Raw genomic sequence first — 18,017 nt, forward strand, 5'->3', positions numbered from 1 at the left:
GCGGTTGTCACATCTGCTGATAGAGTTGGCTCATGTCAATTTCGGTGCATGCTTATGTGTGCGGGCGACTACCTCTTTTTATGGTGGTCGCGCCGGGGCCGGGCACGCACCGCCCAACGACTCTGTGAAAGGTTCACTGTGGCTTCTGAGAATCAGGACAAAGCGGTACTGCAGTACCCCGGCGGCGAGTACGAGATGGACTTCATCCGTGCCACCGAGGGCAACGACGGCTTCGTCCTAGGTAACCTCCTAGGCGAGACCGGCCTGGTCACCTTCGATCCGGGGTACGTCTCCACCGGCTCGACCGAGTCCAAGATCACTTACATTGACGGCGATGCCGGTATTCTCCGCTACCGCGGTTACGACATTGCAGACCTGGCTAACAAGGCCACCTTCAACGAGGTCTCCTACCTGCTCATCAACGGTGAGCTGCCGACGACGGATGAACTGGAGAAGTTCAACGACAACATCCGCCACCACACCCTGCTGGACGAGGACTTCAAGGCCGCGTTCAACGTCTTCCCGCGCGACGCCCACCCGATGGCGGTGCTGGCATCCTCCGTGAACATTCTCTCCGCCTACTACCAGGACCAGCTTGACCCGTTGAACGAGGAGCAGCTGGACAAGGCCACCGTGCGCCTGATGGCTAAGGTGCCCATGTTGGCTGCATACGCCTACCGCGCATCGCAGGGTAAGCCGTACATGTACCCGAACAACGCACTGAACCCGCGCGAGAACTTCCTGCGCATGATGTTCGGTTACCCGACGGAGCCGTACGAGGTCGACCCGGTCGTCGTGGACGCCCTGGACAAGCTGCTCATCCTGCACGCGGACCACGAGCAGAACTGCTCCACCTCCACCGTGCGCATGATCGCCTCCGCGCAGGCCAACATGTTCGTCTCCATCGCCGGCGGCATCAACGCTCTGGCTGGCCCGCTGCACGGCGGCGCTAACCAGGCTGTGCTTGAGATGCTCGAGGACATCCAGAACAACAACGGCGGCGACGCTTCCGACTTCATGAACCGCGTGAAGAACAAGGAAAAGGGCGTCCGCCTGATGGGCTTCGGCCACCGCGTGTACAAGAACTACGACCCGCGCGCCGCCATCGTCAAGGAGTCCGCCCACGAGGTGCTCAACCACCTCGGCGGCGACAGCCTGCTCGACCTGGCTATGGAGCTCGAGGAGATCGCGCTGAGCGACGACTACTTCATCGAGCGCAAGCTGTACCCGAACGTGGACTTCTACACCGGCCTGATCTACCGCGCGATGGGCTTCCCCACGGACTTCTTCACCGTCCTGTTCGCCATCGGCCGCCTTCCGGGCTGGATCGCCCACTACCGCGAGCAGCTGGCAATGAACTCTAAGATCAACCGTCCGCGCCAGATCTACACCGGCGCAACCCAGCGCGAGTTCGTCCCGCGCGACCAGCGGTAATGATCCCTTCGGGCAGTCGCTTCTAAGCTGCCCGAAACTGAGCGCGATTCCGCCGATCTGAGAAACCGGGCCTATAATGGCCCGGTAATCTTTTCGGCGGTGTCGCGTTTTTGCGTAGAGCGTCTGTGCTAATCCGTGCGCATGATCGCCGCACCGAATGTCAAGGAGAATCTTTTATGGACAAGCCGACCATCGACGTCCCCAATGAGCCGGCCCCCACTGACCTCGTGATCGAAGACCTCGTCGTGGGCGAGGGCGAAGAAGCGCAGGCCGGCGGCATGGTCAAGGTCCACTACTTGGGCGTTGACTACCAGACCGCTGAGGAGTTCGACAGCTCCTGGGACCGCGGAGAGGCCGCTGAGTTCCCGCTCGCCGGACTCATCGAGGGCTGGCAGGACGGCATTCCGGGCATGAAGGTCGGCGGCCGCCGTCAGCTGACCATTCCGCCGGAGAAGGCGTACGGCCCGGCAGGGGGCGGCCACCCGCTGTCCGGCCGCACCCTCGTCTTCGTCATCGACCTGCTTGAGGCGAACTAAATGGGCGCCGCTGACCACTTCGAGTTGAACAGCGGCGCTTCCATGCCGCGGCTCGGCCTGGGCACATACAAGCTCGACGGTCCCGCATCGGAGACCGTTGCGCTCATCCGCCGCGCTATCGAGCTCGGCTACCGCCACTTCGACACCGCGTCCCTGTACGGCAACGAGGAAGCTGTGGGGCAAGCGCTTATCGACGCTACCCGTGCCGGCGACGTCACCCGCGAAGAGCTCTTTGTCACCTCGAAGCTGTGGAACGACGACCAGCTGCGCGCGGCGGAGGCGTTCGGGGAATCCCTGAAGCGCCTGGGCCTGGATTACTTGGACCTGTTCATGGTGCACTGGCCGTGGCCGCAGAACGGCACGTACGTCGACGCGTACCGCGCGTTGATTGAGGCTCGGGACCGCGGCGATATCGTCTCTGTCGGCGTAGCCAACTTCTACGAGGAGACCCTCGATGCGTTGATCGATGCCACCGGTGTCGCTCCCGCAGTGAATCAGGTGGAGCTCCACACCGGTTTCACTCAGCCGGAGCTGCGCGCCTACCACTCCGAGCACGGCATTCTCACCGAAGCGTGGGCTCCGTTGGGCAGGGGAGAGATCCTCGGCGAACCCGCGATCACTGAAACGGCCAAGGCCTACGACGCCACACCCGGCCAGATCGCGCTGGCGCATCTTTTGGCCCACGGCATTTCCGTCATCCCGAAGACAGCCAACCCGGAGCGGCTGGTTGAGAACTTCGGCGCGCTAGACATCACGCTTAGCGACAACGAGGTGGCCCGCCTCGACGCGGTCCAGGGCCGCCGCCAGTCCAACGACCCGCGCACCTTCCCGGGGTAATTCCGAGCTATTTGATGAACTGGCGGGCGAACTCCGCCGCGTTCTTCAGGTCTTGCGCGTTGAGGTTGCGCGCGAAGTTCTCAGCCTCCGAGGACAAGCCTTGCGGGGTGGGGTTGGAGGAGAAGTCCGGCAGTGAGGAGTTCTCCGGGATCCTGTATGCCGGCGCTGGCTGCGGCTGCTGCTTCGGCTGGGTGAGCTGCGCGTCGATGGACGGCTTGGCCTGCGGCCCCGGTGCGGGAGCACCGGTCTGCCCAGGCTGCCATTGGCCCCAGTCGGTGGTGTAGACGTTGTTGATGTCGCAAAGGTGGCCGTCGATATGCGTCTGCCACTTCGCCTTCTGGTGGATATTCGCGCGCGGGTGCAGTTTGCCGCCTGAACCCCAGTCATGCTGCCAGAAGTAGGTACCGATGCCGTCTTCAACGCACCACTGGATGGTGTTGTAATTGCCATACACGCCCGTCTTCAGGCCGGCGGCCGCCAACGCTGCTTGGAAAGCCCGCAGGTAGGGGCGGATCTGGTTGGTGTATTGCTCACGCGTCGGGTTGTCGTCGATGGCGACGTAGATCGGTTTGCCGTTCGGGCCGCCTGCAGCGCGGTGAAGTTGAATTGCCTGTGGGGCGTGGGTGGCGGCCCCGACAGCTCCCTGCAGCCAGTCGGCGGTGGTGGCGCGGCCGAACTGGTAGACGGAGGCGGTGAACAGGCCGTTCGCAGCGAAATCCTTGGTCTCGGCGATCCGGACTGGCTTCGCCTTCATCCAGCTCACTGAGTCCGGTCGGGCATGAGAGACGTAGCGCACGGCACCCATGTGTCCGGCTGCTTTGATGGAGCGGCCCGACGGCACGCCGGCTGCGTAGTCGAGCACGGTGCCAATGGGGCGCCGGTTCTGTGCGTCGGCGGACGGAATGCGGGTCACCCCGGCGACGCCAGCCGTGCCGAGGAGTGCGAGAGCCGAGGCTCGGCCAAGGAAACGGCGGCGGGAAAAAGCATTGCTATTCACATGCGCAACACTAGCAACATGAATAACAAGTATCCAGCGCAAATGAAATAGTCTCACAAGGACCCTTGTTTTCTCGACTGGAAAATGTCATGCTTGCTCATGTGGAAAACAAGGGAGATGTCATGAATCCGAATGAGGTGAATGAATCGCTCGCGGCCGTCCGCGACATTGAGGCCCGCGCCGCGCAAGCGCCTATCCCGTGGGGGATGATCACGGTGGCCGGCATTGTCTTCGGTCTCGGCATCGGCATCATGCTCGCCGGCCATGTCTGGGGGCTGTTGGTCCTCGTTGCGGCGATGGTTGTGATGCTGGTTCTAGATACTGGCAGTCAGCGAACTGTCCGTACAGCCGTGAAGCAAGACGTGCAGGCGGAAGAAAATAACTGGAGCTGGAAGAGGTTCCTCGGCTTCATTGCCCTGTACACGGTGGCCTACATTGCCATGCAGGTCTTCGCGGACCGCTACCCCGAAGGCAATACTGCCGTCGGGATTGTCGTAGGCACGATCGTGGCTGCGGTGACAATCGCAGGTTACGGACTGACGTGGAGGCGGTGGCATTGATCGACCCAGTCATTCACCCCCTGAACCGTTTGAAGATCTGCGCGGCTTTGCGCGCTGGCGGGGCGACGGAGGGGACGACGCGCCGTGAGATGAAATTCTCCCGGCTACGCGACATCACCGAGCTTTCGGATGCCACGTTGTCCAAACAGCTCACTGTCCTCGAGGAACATGGGTATGTCTCCCGTTTCCGCGAATACGGCTCGAGCCGGGCCAAAGACACTGTGTGGGTGACACTCACGCGGGCGGGCGAGAAAGCTCTTGAAGGGCATCTGGAAGCGTTGAACCGTTACGCCGAGCCACAGGACGACAAAGCTCAGGCCCCTGCGGAAGATTAAAGGTTCCCCGCGGCGAACGGAAAAACCGCCTACGTGCGGGCGGACGTGACAGCAGCGATCACGTCGGGGTCCGCTGTCTCCGCGTCGACGGCGACCGGGTCCATCGGGCCGGCGTCCGTCGGAGTCTCGTGGCGGGGGAGGCGCAGCACCGGGCACACGATCGGCACGCCGGCGTCGTTGATGATGCGGGCGGAAATGCCATAGACGCGCTCGAGAAGTTCCGGGGTGAGCACTTCCGCAGGGGTGCCTTTCGCGATGGCGTGTCCGTCCTTGATCACTAGCAACTCATCGCAGAAGCGGGCGGCCAAGTTCAGGTCGTGCAGTGCGACGAGTGCTTGGCGGTCGTCGCCGCGGACCTCATCCTGGATGATCTGCAGCAGCTCCACCTGGTGGCGGAGGTCGAGGGCGGAGGTGGGTTCGTCGAGAAGCATGACGCGCGGTGAGCGGACGAGCATCTGCGCAACAGCGACGAGCTGGCGCTGGCCGCCGGACATGTCCGAGATCATGCGGTCCGACAGTTTGGTGATGCCCAGGCGGTGCATGACCGCCGCCGTCTTCTCTAGTGCGTTTCCGGTTCCTTCGCCGCGGCGGCGGGCGGAGACCATGACGGACTCGAAAGCGGTCAGTGTGGCGCGAGAGAGCATGTCCTGCGGCACGTACCCCACGGCCTGCACACGTTCCTTGGGCGTCAGCGCGCGGCCGTCGACGACGATGTCACTGCTGCCGTCAGTGGGTTTGTTGATGCCGGCGAGGGTCTTCACAAGCGTCGATTTACCGGCGCCGTTCGGGCCGATGAGGCCGGTGATCTTGCCGTCCTCGAGCGGGCCGAAGGTCATGCCGTCGATGATGGTGGCCCGCCCGTACCTCACCGTGAGATTGCTTGCGCTGATGGCCATGAGGCTTAAGCACTCCTTCCGCGGGTGCGGGTGAAGATCAGGAACACGAAGAACGGTACGCCGACCAGAGAGGTGATGATGCCGAGCGGGATGGCCACGCCCGGAATGATCGACAGGGAGACGGCGTAGGCGAGGCTCATCAGCATGGCGCCCGCGGCGGCGGCACCGGGGAGGAAGAATTTCTGGTCCTCGCCGACGATCATGCGCGCGATGTGCGGGCCGACCAGGCCGATGAAGCCGATGACGCCGGTGAACGCGACAGATGCAGCGGCGAGGAGCGAGGCGACGACCAAGGTGGTCACGCGCAGGCGCTGGACGTTGATGCCGAGGGCGGCGGCGCGGTCGTCGCCAAGCCGGAGTGCCGTGAGGCGCCAGGAGTTGACCACGCAGAAGGGGATCGCCAGGGCCAGGACAACGGCGATCACGGCGTTCGCGGTCCAGGACGCGCGCTGCATGGAGCCCATGGTCCAGAACACGATCTGCTGGAGGGCCTCATTGCTGGCCACGTACTGCAGCAGCGACAGAACGGCCTGGAAGAAGAAGGACAGGGCGATGCCGAGCAGAATCATGGACTCCGCGTTGGCGCCGCGCCAGATGGCTGCGCCCGCGATGATCAGCACCGCGAACAGGGCGGACAGTGCCGCGGTGAGCGCCAGGTTCAGCTGGGCGTTCAGGATCAGCGTCCAGCCCATGACGATGGAGATCGCCGCGCCCAAAGCAGCGGCGGCAGAGATGCCGAGGGTGAACGGCTCAGCCAGCGGGTTGTCCAGGATCGTCTGCATCTGCGCGCCGGACAGCCCCAGCGACGCACCGACGAGCACCGCCATCACCGCGGCGGGGAGGCGGAGAGTCCGCACGACGGTCTCAGTCTGCTGGTCGACGGATTCGGGGTCGAAGACGGCACGGAAGACGTCGTTAAGCGAAAGCTCGATGGGCCCAACGACCACCGCAACGAGGAAGCTCGCGATAGCGCCGAGCACGAGGAGAGCAATAGCTAATGCTTTTCGACGTCCCCTGCGACGGTAACTTTCAATCGCACGGTCCGGCGAATCCTCTCTCAAGTCGGAGTCTGGCGCTACGCGTGTGGTCATTGAGCTCTTTTCTAGGTTGTCTACGTGGCCTTACTCGGCTTTGTACCCGTCGAGGAAGAAGGTGCCGCTGTACTCGAACGGCATCCACTCAGCGTTGAAGTCCTCGAAGTCCTTCGCCGGATCCACATCTCCGAATTGCTCAGGGTGGAGCCACTTGGCAAATGCCTCGAGAGCGAACACGTTGTACGGGCTGTCGTAGAACTGATGGTAGACGGCGAAGTAATTGCCTTCCTTCGGGGCCGTCAGTTGCTCCATGCCCGGCGTCTTCAACGGGCCGCCGAAGGACTCGCGCGCCGCAGCTTCGTCTGCCTGGTAGCCCAGCTCAACGTGGCTGAATGCGTCGGTCTTCTGCGGGTCGCGCGCCCACTCGCCGCCGGTGACGATGAGCTTGTCAGGGTTGACCTCGACGAGCTTCTCCGGGGTGATGGTGGTCTCGTCAGTGCCCAGGATCTCTGGACCGATGTTGTGGCCGCCTGCTGCGTCCACGAGCTTGCCCATGTTGGCGTCGCCGGCGATGGAACAGCAGTCGTTGAAGCCGGCTGCCATCCACACGGCGGTCTTCGGTTTCTCCGTAGTTTGAGCCACACGGTCCGTGATGCCGGTGACCTTCTCGTTCCAGAACGCGTTGTACTCTTCGGCGCGGTCTTTGTTTCCGAAGAGGTCGCCGAACAGCTTCATCGATACCTCGGTGTTGGACAGCGGGTCTTGGCGGAAGTCCGTGAACACGTACTTCAAGCCCAACGCGTCCATGTTGGTGAGGAAGCCGTTCTGCTCCGCGACCTTCTTCTGGTCCAGAGTCATCACCACGACGTCCGGCTTCTGCGCCAGCAAGTTCTCCACGGTGACGTCGCCCTTCTGCAGGGAGCCGATCATGGGCAGCTCCTTCGCCTCCGGGAACTTCTCCAAGAGCTTCTCGCGCATCGCCGGCGCGGCCTTCTCAAAGTCATCGCCGTACGCGACGACCTTTTCGAACGGGTTGTCCTGCAGGATCGAGGTGGCGAAGAGCCCGCGGCCCTCACCGAGGAGGATGCGCTCCGGCTGCTTATCGAAGTCGACGGTGCGGCCCGCCGCGTCGGTGACGGTCAGGACAGTCTCGCCGTTCTTAGCTCCGTCGTCAGTGCCGCCGTCGGTGCTGCTGGAGTCCGACGAGCAGCCGGCGAGGCCGAGCACTGCCATGAACGAGAACAGCAGCGCTGCGAGTGTGCGTGGAAAATTCACGATCCACCTTTCAATAGAAGTAAGCCTATGCTTATTTCGGGCATTTCTCCGCATGCTAAGGCATGCCTAAGTTGAAATCAAGACTCTGTTCGGGATCGCAGGGCGTCCCGTCTTTCGCGCCCGGAGAAAGGTCCTGTAACGTAGTTTCTCGTTGCCTCAGTAGCTCAGTGGATAGAGCACGGCTCTCCTAAAGCCGGTGTCGGAGGTTCGATTCCTCTCTGGGGCGCAAATTTTCGCTGGTCAAGTCAGTGCGCGGTGGCGCGGTACCCGTGAGTTTTCTCAGTTGGCATGAATTGATGGGCATGAACCGTTGGCCGCCGGGGGCATCCCAACTGGCCACTAAGTTCATGCCCACCCATTCATGCCGACTTTCGAATAGGGGCTGGTGGGGGCACGGGCGTGAGCGGCCCGCCGGAGACGGCTTCCGCGTGGGCTAGTTCAGCTCGGTGAGCTTTGCCAGCACGTCGCCGGCCGGCGGGTTGGTGGCGTGGGTGCCGTCGGAGTAGAGGACTGTTGGCACGACACGGTTGCCGTTGTTGACGGACTCGACCCATGCGGAAGCGTCCTCGTTGCCGGGGGCTTCGACGTCGACGACCTCGTGCGGGGCGTCTGCTTTACGCAGATCGGCCAGCAGCCTGGTGCAGAACGGGCACCAGCTGGTGGCGAAGACGGTGACGGGGGAGGTGGTCTCAGTAGTAGTAGCCACGGGGATCAAGCCTTTCGTTCAAAGCGTTGGAAGCGGTAGCGCAGCGGGGTTGCCTCAGCGCCATGAACCGTCAGCCGGCCGCGTTCGGAGGTGAACCAGTCGGACTCACGGACCAGTGCGAAATCGTCGGTGATGCGCGGTGCATGCACGGCGTTGTGGGGGAGGAGGGGGGCTAGGGAGACGTCGATAAGCGTGCGCTCAATGATGTCGACCTCGTCGAGCGTGGCTTCGTAGAGTTGAGCCCCGCCGATGATCCAGGCGTCGGAGATGTCTGGGAGATCGCGGTAGACGAACGCGCCGTTCGACCATGGGCCCGCCTCGCGGGAGGAAATGATGATGTTGGCGCGGCTGGGCAGCGGGGTGACGGGCAGCGATTCCCACGTGCGGCGGCCCATGATGACGGGGCAGCCCAGCGTGGTCTCCTTGAAATGCTTGAGGTCCTCGGGCAAGTGCCACGGCATTCCGGCACCGTCGCCGATGATGCCGTCGAGGGACTGCGCCCAAATCGCGCCGATCATACGGACACCTGAGCGGTGATGGTCGGGTGCGGGTCGTAGCCGGTGACCGCGATGTCCTCGAAGCTGTAGTCGAAGATGGACTCCGCCTTGGTGAGTTCCAGCTGCGGGTAGGGGCGTGGATCGCGGGAGAGCTGCTCTTTGACCTGCTCAATGTGGTCGTTGTAGATGTGGCAGTCGCCGCCCGTCCAAATCAGCTCGCCGACCTCGAGGCCCGCCTGCTGGGCGAACATGTGCGTCAGCAGGGCGTACGACGCGATGTTGAACGGTACCCCCAAGAACATGTCCGCGGAACGCTGGTAGACCTGCATGGACAGCTTCCCGTCGGCGACATAGAGCTGGAAGAGCAGGTGGCACGGCATGAGCGCCATCTTGTCTAGCTCGGCGACGTTCCAAGCGGAAACGAGGTTTCTGCGTGACGACGGATCCTGCTGCAGCAGGTCCAGCGCGTTCTGAATCTGGTCGATGTGCTGCCCATCGGGGGTGGGCCACGAGCGCCACTGCACGCCGTAGACGGGGCCGAGCTCGCCGTTCTCATCCGCCCATTCGTTCCAGATGCGGATGCCATTCTCCTGCAGCCAGCGAACGTTCGAATCGCCTTTGAGGAACCACAGAAGCTCACCGACCACTCCCTTGAAGTAGACCTTTTTAGTAGTCAACAGCGGGAAGGAATCCGAAAGGTCGTAGCGCAGCTGCTTACCGAAGACGCTGATGGTTCCCGTACCGGTACGGTCCGACTTCGGGGTGCCGCTGGCCAGGATTTCCCGGAGCAGATCTTCGTACGGGGTGGGGATAGTCCCGGTCATTCATTCACCTTTTGCGGGTTGTGCAATTTCGTGCGGCGCAGCTACTTGGCAATGCCTTCGTAGCTACCGTGCTCTTCCTTATACGCCGCGGCATGCTCCAGAATTTCATCGGTGAGCTCCGGGCGGCAGATCAGCAGGTCGGGGATGTAGGTGTCCTCATTGTTGAAGCGCACCTCGGACCCGTCGAGGCGGGAGGCGTGCAAGCCAGCGGCCTGAGCGACGCCCACCGGGGCGGCTTGGTCCCACTCGTACTGGCCGCCGGCGTGAATGTATGCGTCATAATCCCCGAGCAGCACGTGCATTGCCTTCGCTCCGGCGGATCCGATGCCAGCCGCCTCGAAGCCCATCTTCTCCGCCACGTACTTCGCCACAGCCGGCGGCCGGTTGTGGGACAGTGCGATCTTGCGGGACAGGGGGCCGGCAACGTGGCGGACATCGGAGGACTTGAACACCACGCCCAAGTCCGGCAGACCCACGGCTGCGTGGATGGGCACGCCGTTTTCCACCAGCGCGATGTGCACAGCCCAGTCCTGGCGGCCGGTGGCGAATTCCTTGGTGCCGTCGAGCGGATCCACGATCCACACACGCGGGTTGTCCAGTCGGGAGAGGTCGTCCACAGCCTCCTCGGACAAGAAGCCGTCTTCCGGGCGGTGCTGTTCGAGGACTCGCGCGATCCAGTTCTGTGCGAGGTCGTCGCCCGCCTCGCCCAGCTCCCGGCCGCGCAAGAGGCCCACTCCGCGGATGCCCTTGAGAATCTCGCCCGTGCCAAGCGCAATGAGGTTAGTCAACCGTGAGTCCGAGTACGTTGCCGTCATGGACTCGACCTTACCGGTTGCGCCTTATCCCCGCGGGGTGTGGCTAGTCGCACTTCAACGGGAACATAACACTCAACTTCCCACTTAACATCCCACAAGTGTTAAGTAGTGGGAAGTCAGGTGTTATGTTCCAGCCGGTTAAGGTGAATGCGTGCCTGACACTCCTTCCGACCACGCCGTGAACAGCGAGTCCGGTCGTATCCTCGACCGGTTCCACCCGCAGGTGGCCACGTGGTTCGAGGAGGTCTTCGCCGCGCCCACCCCGGTGCAGGAGGGGGCGTGGGAATCGATCTCCCATGGCGAGAACACCCTCGTCGTCGCGCCGACGGGTTCCGGTAAGACACTCGCGGCTTTCCTCTGGTCGCTCAACGCGATGGTCCAGCGCTCCGGCCAGCAGGCCCTGCATTTTGGCGACAACGCGGAGCTCCAGCGCACCACCCAGGGCACGCGCGACGGTGTGCGGGTGCTTTACATCTCCCCTCTGAAAGCCCTCGGCGTGGACGTGGAGAACAACCTCCGCGCACCTCTGACCGGCATCGCGCGGGTAGCGCAGCGGATGGAATTGGACATGCCGGACATCTCCGTCGCGGTTCGCTCAGGCGACACCCCGCAAGCGGAGCGCAACCGGCAGGCTCGCAAACCCCCGGACATTCTGATTACCACCCCGGAGAGCCTCTATCTGATGCTCACCTCCAAGACCGCGGGAATCCTGAAAACGGTGGACACAGTGATCATCGATGAGATTCACGCGCTCGCCGGGACCAAGCGCGGCGTGCACCTCGCTTTGTCCATGGAGCGCCTCCGCCGCCTGGCAGGCGATTTCCAGCGCATCGGCTTGTCCGCCACGGTGCGTCCGCTCGATGCCGTGGCCAATTTCTTGGGGGAGCGGACCACTATTGTGAATCCGCCCGCGGAGAAGAAGTGGGAGCTCACCGTCCGCGTGCCCGTCGAGGACATGAGCGACCTTCCTGTGCCCGAAGACGGTTCACCGATCGGGGGCGCGGTGGTTGACACCTCTTCCATTTCCGACGACGTGCTCGACTTCAACTTGGATGCTCCAACCGCAGCCAGCGAAGGGGCCAGCACGAAAGACCTCGCGGCCCCTCCCACGCCGGGCCAATCGAGCATTTGGCCGCACATTGAGGCGCAGCTCTACCAGGAGGTGATGGCGCACCAGTCGACCATCGTCTTCGTGAACGCACGACGTACAGCCGAGCGCCTGACCAGCCGACTCAACGAGATTTGGGCGGCGGAGCACGACCCGGATTCGCTCAGCCCGGAGCTGCGGCGCACCCCGGCGCAGCTGATGAAGGCGACCGATGTGGCAGGCAAAGCCCCGCCCGTCATCGCCCGCGCCCACCACGGTTCGGTGTCGAAGGAGGAGCGCAAGGCCACGGAGACTGCACTGAAGGAGGGCACGCTCAAAGCGGTGGTGTCCACCAGCTCGCTGGAGCTGGGCATCGACATGGGCGCGGTGGATCTGGTTGTCCAGGTCGAGTCCCCGCCGTCCGTCGCCTCCGGCCTGCAGCGCGTCGGCCGCGCCGGGCACTCAGTGGGTGCGGTTTCGGAGGGCTCGTTCTACCCGAAACACCGCTCCGACCTTGTGCAGACTGCGGTGACAGTTCCACGTATGAGGGAGGGCCTCATCGAGGAGCTGCACACACCGAAGAGCCCGCTCGACGTTCTCGCTCAGCAGACCGTCGCAGCAGTCGCGGTGGAGGACCTTGAGGTCGACGACTGGTACGAGACCGTCACCCGCGCTTGGCCGTACCGCGACCTCGCCCGCGAGGTGTTCGACGCCGTCATCGACCTCGTTGTCGGCGTCTACCCGTCCACCGACTTCGCTGAACTGCGTCCCCGCGCCATCCTCGACGGCACCACCCTCAAAGCCCGCCCGGGCGCCCAGCGTGTCGCCGTGACCAACGCGGGAACCATTCCGGACCGCGGCATGTTTGGAGTATTTCTCGTGGGCACTGATGCGGAAGGGGGAGTGCCCAGACGCGTCGGCGAGCTCGACGAGGAAATGGTGTACGAATCCCGCGTCGGCGACGTGTTCACCCTCGGCGCATCCAGCTGGCGGATCGAGAACATCACCCGCGACCAAGTGCAGGTCAGCCCCGCGCCGGGTCACACCGGTCGCCTGCCGTTCTGGTCCGGCGACAGCCTGGGTAGGCCGTATGAACTCGGTCTGGCTCTCGGTGCATTCCGGAGAGAAGCGAGAAGCGACAACGCGATCGACCCGAGCCTCGACGCCTACGCGCGCGACAACCTGCTGAAATATCTGGACGAGCAGGAGGAAGCGACGGGCATCGTCCCCGACGAGAAGACGCTAGTCCTCGAGCGCTTCACCGACGAACTGGGGGACTGGCGCGTCGTCCTGCACACGCCCTTCGGCAAAGGCGTCAACGCCGCGTGGGCGCTAGCGACTGGTTGGCGCGTGGCTCAGGAGACCGGCATGGACGCGCAAGCGGTCGCGGGCGATGACGGCATCGTGCTGCGCCTACCTCAGGGGGAGAAAGACCCGGATGCGTCGATCTTCGCTTTCGACGCCGACGAGATCGCAGACATTGTCACCGAACACGTGGGCAACTCCGCGCTTTTCGCCTCCCGCTTCCGGGAGTGCGCCGCCCGCGCGCTGCTCCTCCCGCGCCGCAACCCCGGCAAGCGCGCACCGCTATGGCAGCAGCGCCAGCGCGCCGAGCAGCTTCTCGACGTCGCCCGTAACTACCCGTCCTTCCCCATCATCTTGGAGACGGTCCGCGAGTGCCTCCAAGATGTCTACGACTTGCCCGCACTCCAGGACGTGATGCGCAACCTGGCCACCCGCCGCATCCGCGTCGCCGAGGTGACCACGGATCAACCGAGCCCCTTCGCCTCGAGCCTGCTGTTCAATTACACCGGCGCGTTCATGTACGAGGGCGATACCCCGCTCGCCGAAAAACGCGCCGCGGCACTCTCGCTCGACCCGTCGCTCCTGGCCAAGTTGCTGGGCACCGTAGAGCTGCGCGAGCTTCTCGACGCCGACGTGATCGCCGACATCGACGCCTCCCTGAGGAGAGTCGGTAAGGCCGACACCTCGGAGCAGTTCGCAGACACGCTCCGGATCACGGGTCCCGTGCCAGTCGATGAGCTGGAGACCTATACTTCTGTGCCCATCGCTGGGCTCGAAGAGAGCCTGGGCAAGCGCATGATGCGCGTGCGCATCGGCGGCCGCGAGCACCTCGCGCAGGCGCTCGACGCACCGCTGCTTCGCGACGGCCTCGGCGTCCCCGTCCCTCCCGGCATCGCCGCTCAGGTGGCCACGATCCCGGATGCACTCAACCAGCTGGTCAGCCGCTGGGTGCGTACCCGCGGGCCGTTCACGCTGCGCGATCTCGCGGACGCGTTCGGGCTCTCGGTCGGTGCCGCGTACACTGCACTGACACCGCTCGTGGATGCCGATAAAGTCATCGAAGGGCGCTACCGCCAAGGCGTCGACGAGCAGGAGTACATGGCCGCCGAGGTCCTGCGCATCGTGCGCACCCGGTCGCTCGCCGCGGCGCGTGCTCAGACCCGCCCGGTCTCGCAGTCGGCGCTCGGCCGATTCATGCCCGCGTGGCTGAACATCGCCCCGGTGGGGCAGCGTCCTGCGCTCCGGGGTGCCGACGGCGTCTACTCCGTCATCGAGCAACTCGCGGGTATCCGCCTGCCCGCCAGCGCGTGGGAGTCGATGATCCTGCCCAGCCGCGTCGGCGACTACTCGCCGGAGATGCTGGACGAGCTCACCCTGAACGGCGAGGTCGTCATCGTCGGCGCGGGCAAAGCCGGCGCGCGCGACCCGTGGATCATGCTGCTGCCCGCCGACTACGCCGCGCAGCTCATGCCCGTGCCCGAAGAACCAATGCTGAGTCTCACTCAGCAACAGGTGGTGGAGACGATTCAACGAGGCGGCGGTTATCTTTTCACCGATCTCCTTGAATCCGTTGGCGGCGCTCAAAGCACGACCACCGAGGAGCTGCGCGAATCCATCTGGGACCTCGTTGAGGCAGGCGTCGTCGCACCGGATTCGTTCGCGCCGATCCGTGCGCGCTTGGCCGGCGGCAAGCACGGGAAGACGGCGCACCGGGCGAAGCGGCGGCCACAAAGAAGCCGCGTCCGTTCCGGGCGCACGGCATTTGCCACCGTCACTCCGCCGGACATGACGGGGCGGTGGGCGGCGACGCCGAAACCCGACACCGACCCGACGCAGCGCTCAGTCGCGCACGGCGAGGCATGGCTGGACCGCTACGGCGTGGTCACGCGCGGCAGTATCGTCGCCGAGGACATCCTCGGCGGGTTCGCGCTGGCCTATAAGACATTGTCCGGGTTCGAGGAATCCGGCAAAGCGATGCGCGGGTACCTCGTGGAGGGCCTCGGCGCGGCGCAATTCTCCACGCCCGCGACGATCGACCGCCTGCGTGGCCACCAGGACTCGGATGACTTGGTCGGCTGGCCCTCGGGCACGAAGGAGCCGAAGGTCTACGTGCTCGCTGCGACGGATCCCGCCAACCCATACGGCGCGGCATTGCCGTGGCCGGAGTCCGGTCCCACCCGCTCAGCCGGGGCGTTGGTCGTGCTTATCGACGGCCTCCTCGCCGCCCACATCACCCGCGGCGGCAAGACCATGACCACCTTCTTCGAGGGCTTCCCCGAGGGCACCGGATCCGAGGATGAACTACTGGCCATGGTCGTCGGAGCGCTTTCTGACGCGGTGGCGGCGGGAAGGTTGTCACCGTTGACCGTCGAAAAGCTCAATGGCGGCGCGGCGTTCAGCTTGAAAAATCACGGAGCCGCTCCCTCTCCACGCGGTGCGAAAATCGGAGGAAAGTCCGTCTCCTCCCCGAAGCGGCGTGGCCGGACGGTGACCGACGCGATCAAAGCGATGGAGCTCGACGAGGACCTGAACTTCGACGATTGACGGATTAGTACTGGTACCAGGGTGGTACCATCAGTTCTATGGCCATGAATTTGAGGTTGACCCGCGAAGTCGGGGAGAAGCTCGATGCTCTCGCCGCGATGGATGGAGCCTCGAAACAGCAGGTGATTTCAAACTTGATCAGTGAGCGCTTCGAGCGCGAGACCGCCCGCGAATTCGCCGAACGTGAACTCAGCTCATTTTTCAATTCGCGCCAAGATCTCATGAATCGCCTCCGGGACGCTTGATGAACCCTCGTTCCGTCCTGCGCTTGGAATCCGTGTGCCCGTGGCTTGAAGAGCACGGATTTCATGTCGCTGACCGGGGCCTGCTCGCCGCCGCATTGGAACGTCCCTGGCTCACTTTTGAGGAGACGGACTTATATCCTGGGCCGTGGTTGAAAGCTGCTGCGCTAATGGACAGCATCATTTCAACCCACCCGTTTGTAGACGGTAATAAGCGCTCTGGTGTTCTGCTTACAGTGTTGCTACTGCGTGCATACGATATTCCCGTAGAGGGCACCTCTTCGGATGACTGGTTTGAACTCGCAGTTTCCACAGCGACCGCGTCGCCGAGTGTCGAAGAAATCGCGGCGAGATTGCAAGCAATGGTTGAGGAACACTAAGAGCGAAATCTCTTGCTTAGCTATTTCGCCTGTTGACTTCTTTGATGAGGTGGCTAGCAGCCGCCAACCCAAGTCTCTGGTTAGCGGTGCGAATGTCTTTGACAGCTTTGACGTATTCACGTTCGGGATCGGTTCCCGTGCGTGCGAGAATGCTGCGGGCCCATTCAACTGCGGCATCCATGTCGGTGAAAAACCCTACAAGTGATTCTTCAGGGGTCGGTTTGTGGCCCAAGAAATTGAACATAGTATGCCAGTATGCCCGAAGGTGATTCCGTCTATCAGCTGTCCAAGCGGCTGCAATTCATGGCCGGGCGTGAGGTGACTCGCTGTTCATTGCGCGTCCCGCGGTTCGCCACCGTCGACTTCACCGGCATGACAGTGGAGCGGGTCTGGCCGTACGGCAAGCACCTGTTCATGCAGTTCGGGGCGGACGGGTATGAGCCGCAGATCCTGCACACGCACCTGAAAATGGAAGGGACATGGTCGGTGCACCGCGCGGGCACTCGGTGGTCGAAGCCCGGCCACACGGCGCGGGTCGTTCTGCAGCTTTTCGACGCCGCCGGCGACATTGAGCTCGTCGGCCATTCTCTCGGCCACGTCGACGTGTTCCCCGCCCGCGAGTACGAAGCGGAGATGGGCTATCTAGGCCCAGATCTGCTGGCGGAGAACTTCGACCATGAGGAAGCGAAGCGGCGCATCCTTGCGGTCCCAGACCGGGAGATCGGCAGAAGTCTCCTTGACCAGTACCGTGTCGCCGGCATCGGTAACGAGTACCGTGCTGAGATCTGCTTCCTCGGCGGCGTGCATCCGGCGAGGACGGTGGCTGAGGTGGGGGAGGGCGGCGTGGATAAGCTCCTGCTCATCGCGCGCCGCCTCATGTGGGCGAACAAGGACGAGGTGAAGCGCGTGACCACTGGCGTGAAGCGCGCCGGCGAAACCACCTACGTGTTCGGGCGCAACAAAAAGCCCTGCCGCCGGTGCACCACCTTGATCACCAAGGGGTTTCTGGGCGGGCAGGGCGATTTAGAGCGCGTGATCTGGTGGTGCCCCACCTGTCAGCCGGAGCCGGACTAAGCGGCCGCCGTCTCGTTCTTTTCGCGGATCGCGCGGCGGATGAAGAAGACCAGGAAGCCGAGCAGGATCAGAATGAGGATCACGTACACGACCTTGGAGTACTGGTCGATGTAGCCGGTGACGGCCTCCCATTTCTCGCCGAGTTTGAAGCCCAAGAAAATGAGGATGAAGTTCCACACCGCCGACCCGAGGGTGGTCCACAGGCCGAAGGTGAGCAGGTTCATCCGGTCAAGGCCAGCCGGGATAGAGATCAACGAGCGGATGCCGGGGATCAGTCGGCCGAAGAGGATCGACGGCTTGCCGTATTTGTCGAACCAGGCGAGGGACTTATCCACGTCGGACGCCTTGACCAGCCACATCCAGTCCGCGATCGCGCGCAGGCGGTCCGCGCCCAGCCAGGCGCCGATGCCGTACAGCATGTACGCGCCGACGACAGAGCCGACGGTGGCCCAGATGAAGACGGGCAGGAAGCTCAAGGAGCCCTGCGCGACGGTGAAGCCGCCGAGGGGCAGAACCACCTCGGAGGGGATGGGCGGGAAGAGGTTCTCAAGCAGGATGGCAATGCCGACACCGGGGGCGCCGAGCGTATCCATCAAACTGACAATCCAGTCAATGATCGCGGACATGGCAAGTATCTTG

Annotated in this window: 19 protein-coding genes and 1 tRNA gene; 10 read left to right on the forward strand and 10 right to left on the reverse strand. The window is 63.7% G+C overall.

All coding sequences use genetic code 11. The annotated features are described in order from the left end of the window. Nucleotides 1–138 precede the first annotated feature (138 nt). The 3 genes from CZ338_RS00765 (at nucleotide 139) to CZ338_RS00775 (ending at nucleotide 2,807) form a co-directional block, all read left to right on the forward strand. Nucleotides 139–1,434 carry a citrate synthase gene (locus CZ338_RS00765; protein ID WP_087116212.1) on the forward strand — a complete coding sequence of 432 codons (1,296 nt, stop codon included), beginning with the start codon at nucleotides 139–141 and terminating at the stop codon, nucleotides 1,432–1,434. 176 nt (nucleotides 1,435–1,610) lie between these two features. Next, on the forward strand, nucleotides 1,611–1,970 hold the full coding sequence (locus CZ338_RS00770) for an FKBP-type peptidyl-prolyl cis-trans isomerase (protein WP_087116214.1): 360 nt from the start codon (nucleotides 1,611–1,613) through the stop codon (nucleotides 1,968–1,970). After that, on the forward strand, nucleotides 1,971–2,807 hold the full coding sequence (locus CZ338_RS00775) for an aldo/keto reductase (RefSeq protein ID WP_087116216.1): 837 nt from the start codon (nucleotides 1,971–1,973) through the stop codon (nucleotides 2,805–2,807). Nucleotides 2,808–2,814: 7 nt separating this feature from the next. Here the strand turns inward: CZ338_RS00775 and CZ338_RS00780 are convergent, their stop codons facing one another. Continuing rightward, nucleotides 2,815–3,804 carry a DUF1906 domain-containing protein gene (locus tag CZ338_RS00780; RefSeq protein WP_087116218.1) on the reverse strand — a complete coding sequence of 330 codons (990 nt, stop codon included), beginning with the start codon at nucleotides 3,802–3,804 and terminating at the stop codon, nucleotides 2,815–2,817. Nucleotides 3,805–3,926: 122 nt separating this feature from the next. On the opposite strand from CZ338_RS00780, the gene CZ338_RS00785 reads away from it, so the two are divergent. Together CZ338_RS00785 and CZ338_RS00790 are read left to right on the forward strand one after the other, a co-directional pair. Then, nucleotides 3,927–4,364: a hypothetical protein gene (locus tag CZ338_RS00785; protein WP_143341220.1), complete on the forward strand. Its 438-nt coding sequence runs from the start codon at nucleotides 3,927–3,929 to the stop codon at nucleotides 4,362–4,364. Beyond that, a complete protein-coding gene (locus CZ338_RS00790) occupies nucleotides 4,361–4,699 on the forward strand; it encodes a transcriptional regulator (protein WP_407919350.1) in 339 nt (112 codons plus the stop codon). The genes CZ338_RS00785 and CZ338_RS00790 overlap by 4 nt, the downstream gene beginning before the upstream one ends. A gap of 29 nt (nucleotides 4,700–4,728) precedes the next feature. Here CZ338_RS00790 and CZ338_RS00795 read toward each other — a convergent pair whose 3' ends face one another. From CZ338_RS00795 to CZ338_RS00805, 3 genes are read right to left on the reverse strand one after another with little or no spacing between them, the layout of a single operon-like run. Next, nucleotides 4,729–5,595: an ABC transporter ATP-binding protein gene (locus tag CZ338_RS00795; RefSeq protein ID WP_087116221.1), complete on the reverse strand. Its 867-nt coding sequence runs from the start codon at nucleotides 5,593–5,595 to the stop codon at nucleotides 4,729–4,731. Nucleotides 5,596–5,600: 5 nt separating this feature from the next. Continuing rightward, nucleotides 5,601–6,686 carry a FecCD family ABC transporter permease gene (locus CZ338_RS00800; protein ID WP_087116223.1) on the reverse strand — a complete coding sequence of 362 codons (1,086 nt, stop codon included), beginning with the start codon at nucleotides 6,684–6,686 and terminating at the stop codon, nucleotides 5,601–5,603. Between the two features lie 30 nt (nucleotides 6,687–6,716). Continuing rightward, the gene (locus tag CZ338_RS00805) at nucleotides 6,717–7,862 is read right to left on the reverse strand and encodes an ABC transporter substrate-binding protein (protein WP_407919354.1); all 1,146 of its coding nucleotides are present in this window, start codon (nucleotides 7,860–7,862) and stop codon (nucleotides 6,717–6,719) included. Between the two features lie 195 nt (nucleotides 7,863–8,057). Between CZ338_RS00805 and CZ338_RS00810 the strand changes: the two genes are divergently transcribed. Beyond that, nucleotides 8,058–8,130: transfer RNA gene (locus tag CZ338_RS00810), tRNA-Arg, on the forward strand. 207 nt (nucleotides 8,131–8,337) lie between these two features. Here the strand turns inward: CZ338_RS00810 and CZ338_RS00815 are convergent. Genes CZ338_RS00815 through CZ338_RS00830 form a run of 4 tightly spaced genes read right to left on the reverse strand, consistent with a single transcriptional unit; the run spans nucleotide 8,338 to nucleotide 10,746 of the window. Then, nucleotides 8,338–8,610: a mycoredoxin gene (locus tag CZ338_RS00815; RefSeq protein ID WP_087116226.1), complete on the reverse strand. Its 273-nt coding sequence runs from the start codon at nucleotides 8,608–8,610 to the stop codon at nucleotides 8,338–8,340. Nucleotides 8,611–8,615: 5 nt separating this feature from the next. Continuing rightward, a complete protein-coding gene (locus CZ338_RS00820; protein ID WP_087116228.1) occupies nucleotides 8,616–9,128 on the reverse strand; it encodes a dihydrofolate reductase in 513 nt (170 codons plus the stop codon). Continuing rightward, nucleotides 9,125–9,931: a thymidylate synthase gene (locus CZ338_RS00825; protein WP_087116230.1), complete on the reverse strand. Its 807-nt coding sequence runs from the start codon at nucleotides 9,929–9,931 to the stop codon at nucleotides 9,125–9,127. Before CZ338_RS00825 ends, CZ338_RS00820 begins: the two co-directional genes overlap by 4 nt. Before the next feature lie 41 nt (nucleotides 9,932–9,972). Further along, nucleotides 9,973–10,746 carry a 3'(2'),5'-bisphosphate nucleotidase CysQ gene (locus CZ338_RS00830; protein WP_087116232.1) on the reverse strand — a complete coding sequence of 258 codons (774 nt, stop codon included), beginning with the start codon at nucleotides 10,744–10,746 and terminating at the stop codon, nucleotides 9,973–9,975. Between the two features lie 151 nt (nucleotides 10,747–10,897). Between CZ338_RS00830 and CZ338_RS00835 the strand changes: the two genes are divergently transcribed. The 3 genes from CZ338_RS00835 to CZ338_RS00845 are packed head-to-tail and all read left to right on the forward strand — an operon-like array spanning nucleotide 10,898 to nucleotide 16,304. Further along, nucleotides 10,898–15,682: a DEAD/DEAH box helicase gene (locus CZ338_RS00835; RefSeq protein ID WP_235839374.1), complete on the forward strand. Its 4,785-nt coding sequence runs from the start codon at nucleotides 10,898–10,900 to the stop codon at nucleotides 15,680–15,682. A gap of 38 nt (nucleotides 15,683–15,720) precedes the next feature. Then, complete coding sequence (locus CZ338_RS00840) at nucleotides 15,721–15,927, forward strand: hypothetical protein (RefSeq protein WP_087116233.1); 207 nt, start codon at nucleotides 15,721–15,723, stop codon at nucleotides 15,925–15,927. Then, nucleotides 15,927–16,304 (forward strand): type II toxin-antitoxin system death-on-curing family toxin, encoded by a 378-nt coding sequence (locus tag CZ338_RS00845; RefSeq protein WP_087116235.1) that lies wholly within the window; start codon nucleotides 15,927–15,929, stop codon nucleotides 16,302–16,304. The genes CZ338_RS00840 and CZ338_RS00845 overlap by 1 nt, the downstream gene beginning before the upstream one ends. 16 nt (nucleotides 16,305–16,320) lie before the next feature. Here the strand turns inward: CZ338_RS00845 and CZ338_RS00850 are convergent, their stop codons facing one another. Beyond that, on the reverse strand, nucleotides 16,321–16,548 hold the full coding sequence (locus CZ338_RS00850) for a hypothetical protein (protein WP_087116237.1): 228 nt from the start codon (nucleotides 16,546–16,548) through the stop codon (nucleotides 16,321–16,323). A gap of 11 nt (nucleotides 16,549–16,559) precedes the next feature. Here CZ338_RS00850 and CZ338_RS00855 point away from each other — a divergent pair, with 11 nt between their 5' ends. Continuing rightward, nucleotides 16,560–17,378 (forward strand): DNA-formamidopyrimidine glycosylase family protein, encoded by an 819-nt coding sequence (locus tag CZ338_RS00855; protein ID WP_087116239.1) that lies wholly within the window; start codon nucleotides 16,560–16,562, stop codon nucleotides 17,376–17,378. On the opposite strand, the gene CZ338_RS00860 is transcribed toward CZ338_RS00855, so the two are convergent. Further along, complete coding sequence (locus tag CZ338_RS00860; RefSeq protein ID WP_087116241.1) at nucleotides 17,375–18,004, reverse strand: DedA family protein; 630 nt, start codon at nucleotides 18,002–18,004, stop codon at nucleotides 17,375–17,377. The two genes, CZ338_RS00855 and CZ338_RS00860, sit on opposite strands and share 4 nt — an antisense overlap. Nucleotides 18,005–18,017 lie beyond the last annotated feature (13 nt).

This window comes from Corynebacterium urinipleomorphum (assembly GCF_900155535.1).
Taxonomy (GTDB): domain Bacteria; phylum Actinomycetota; class Actinomycetes; order Mycobacteriales; family Mycobacteriaceae; genus Corynebacterium; species Corynebacterium urinipleomorphum.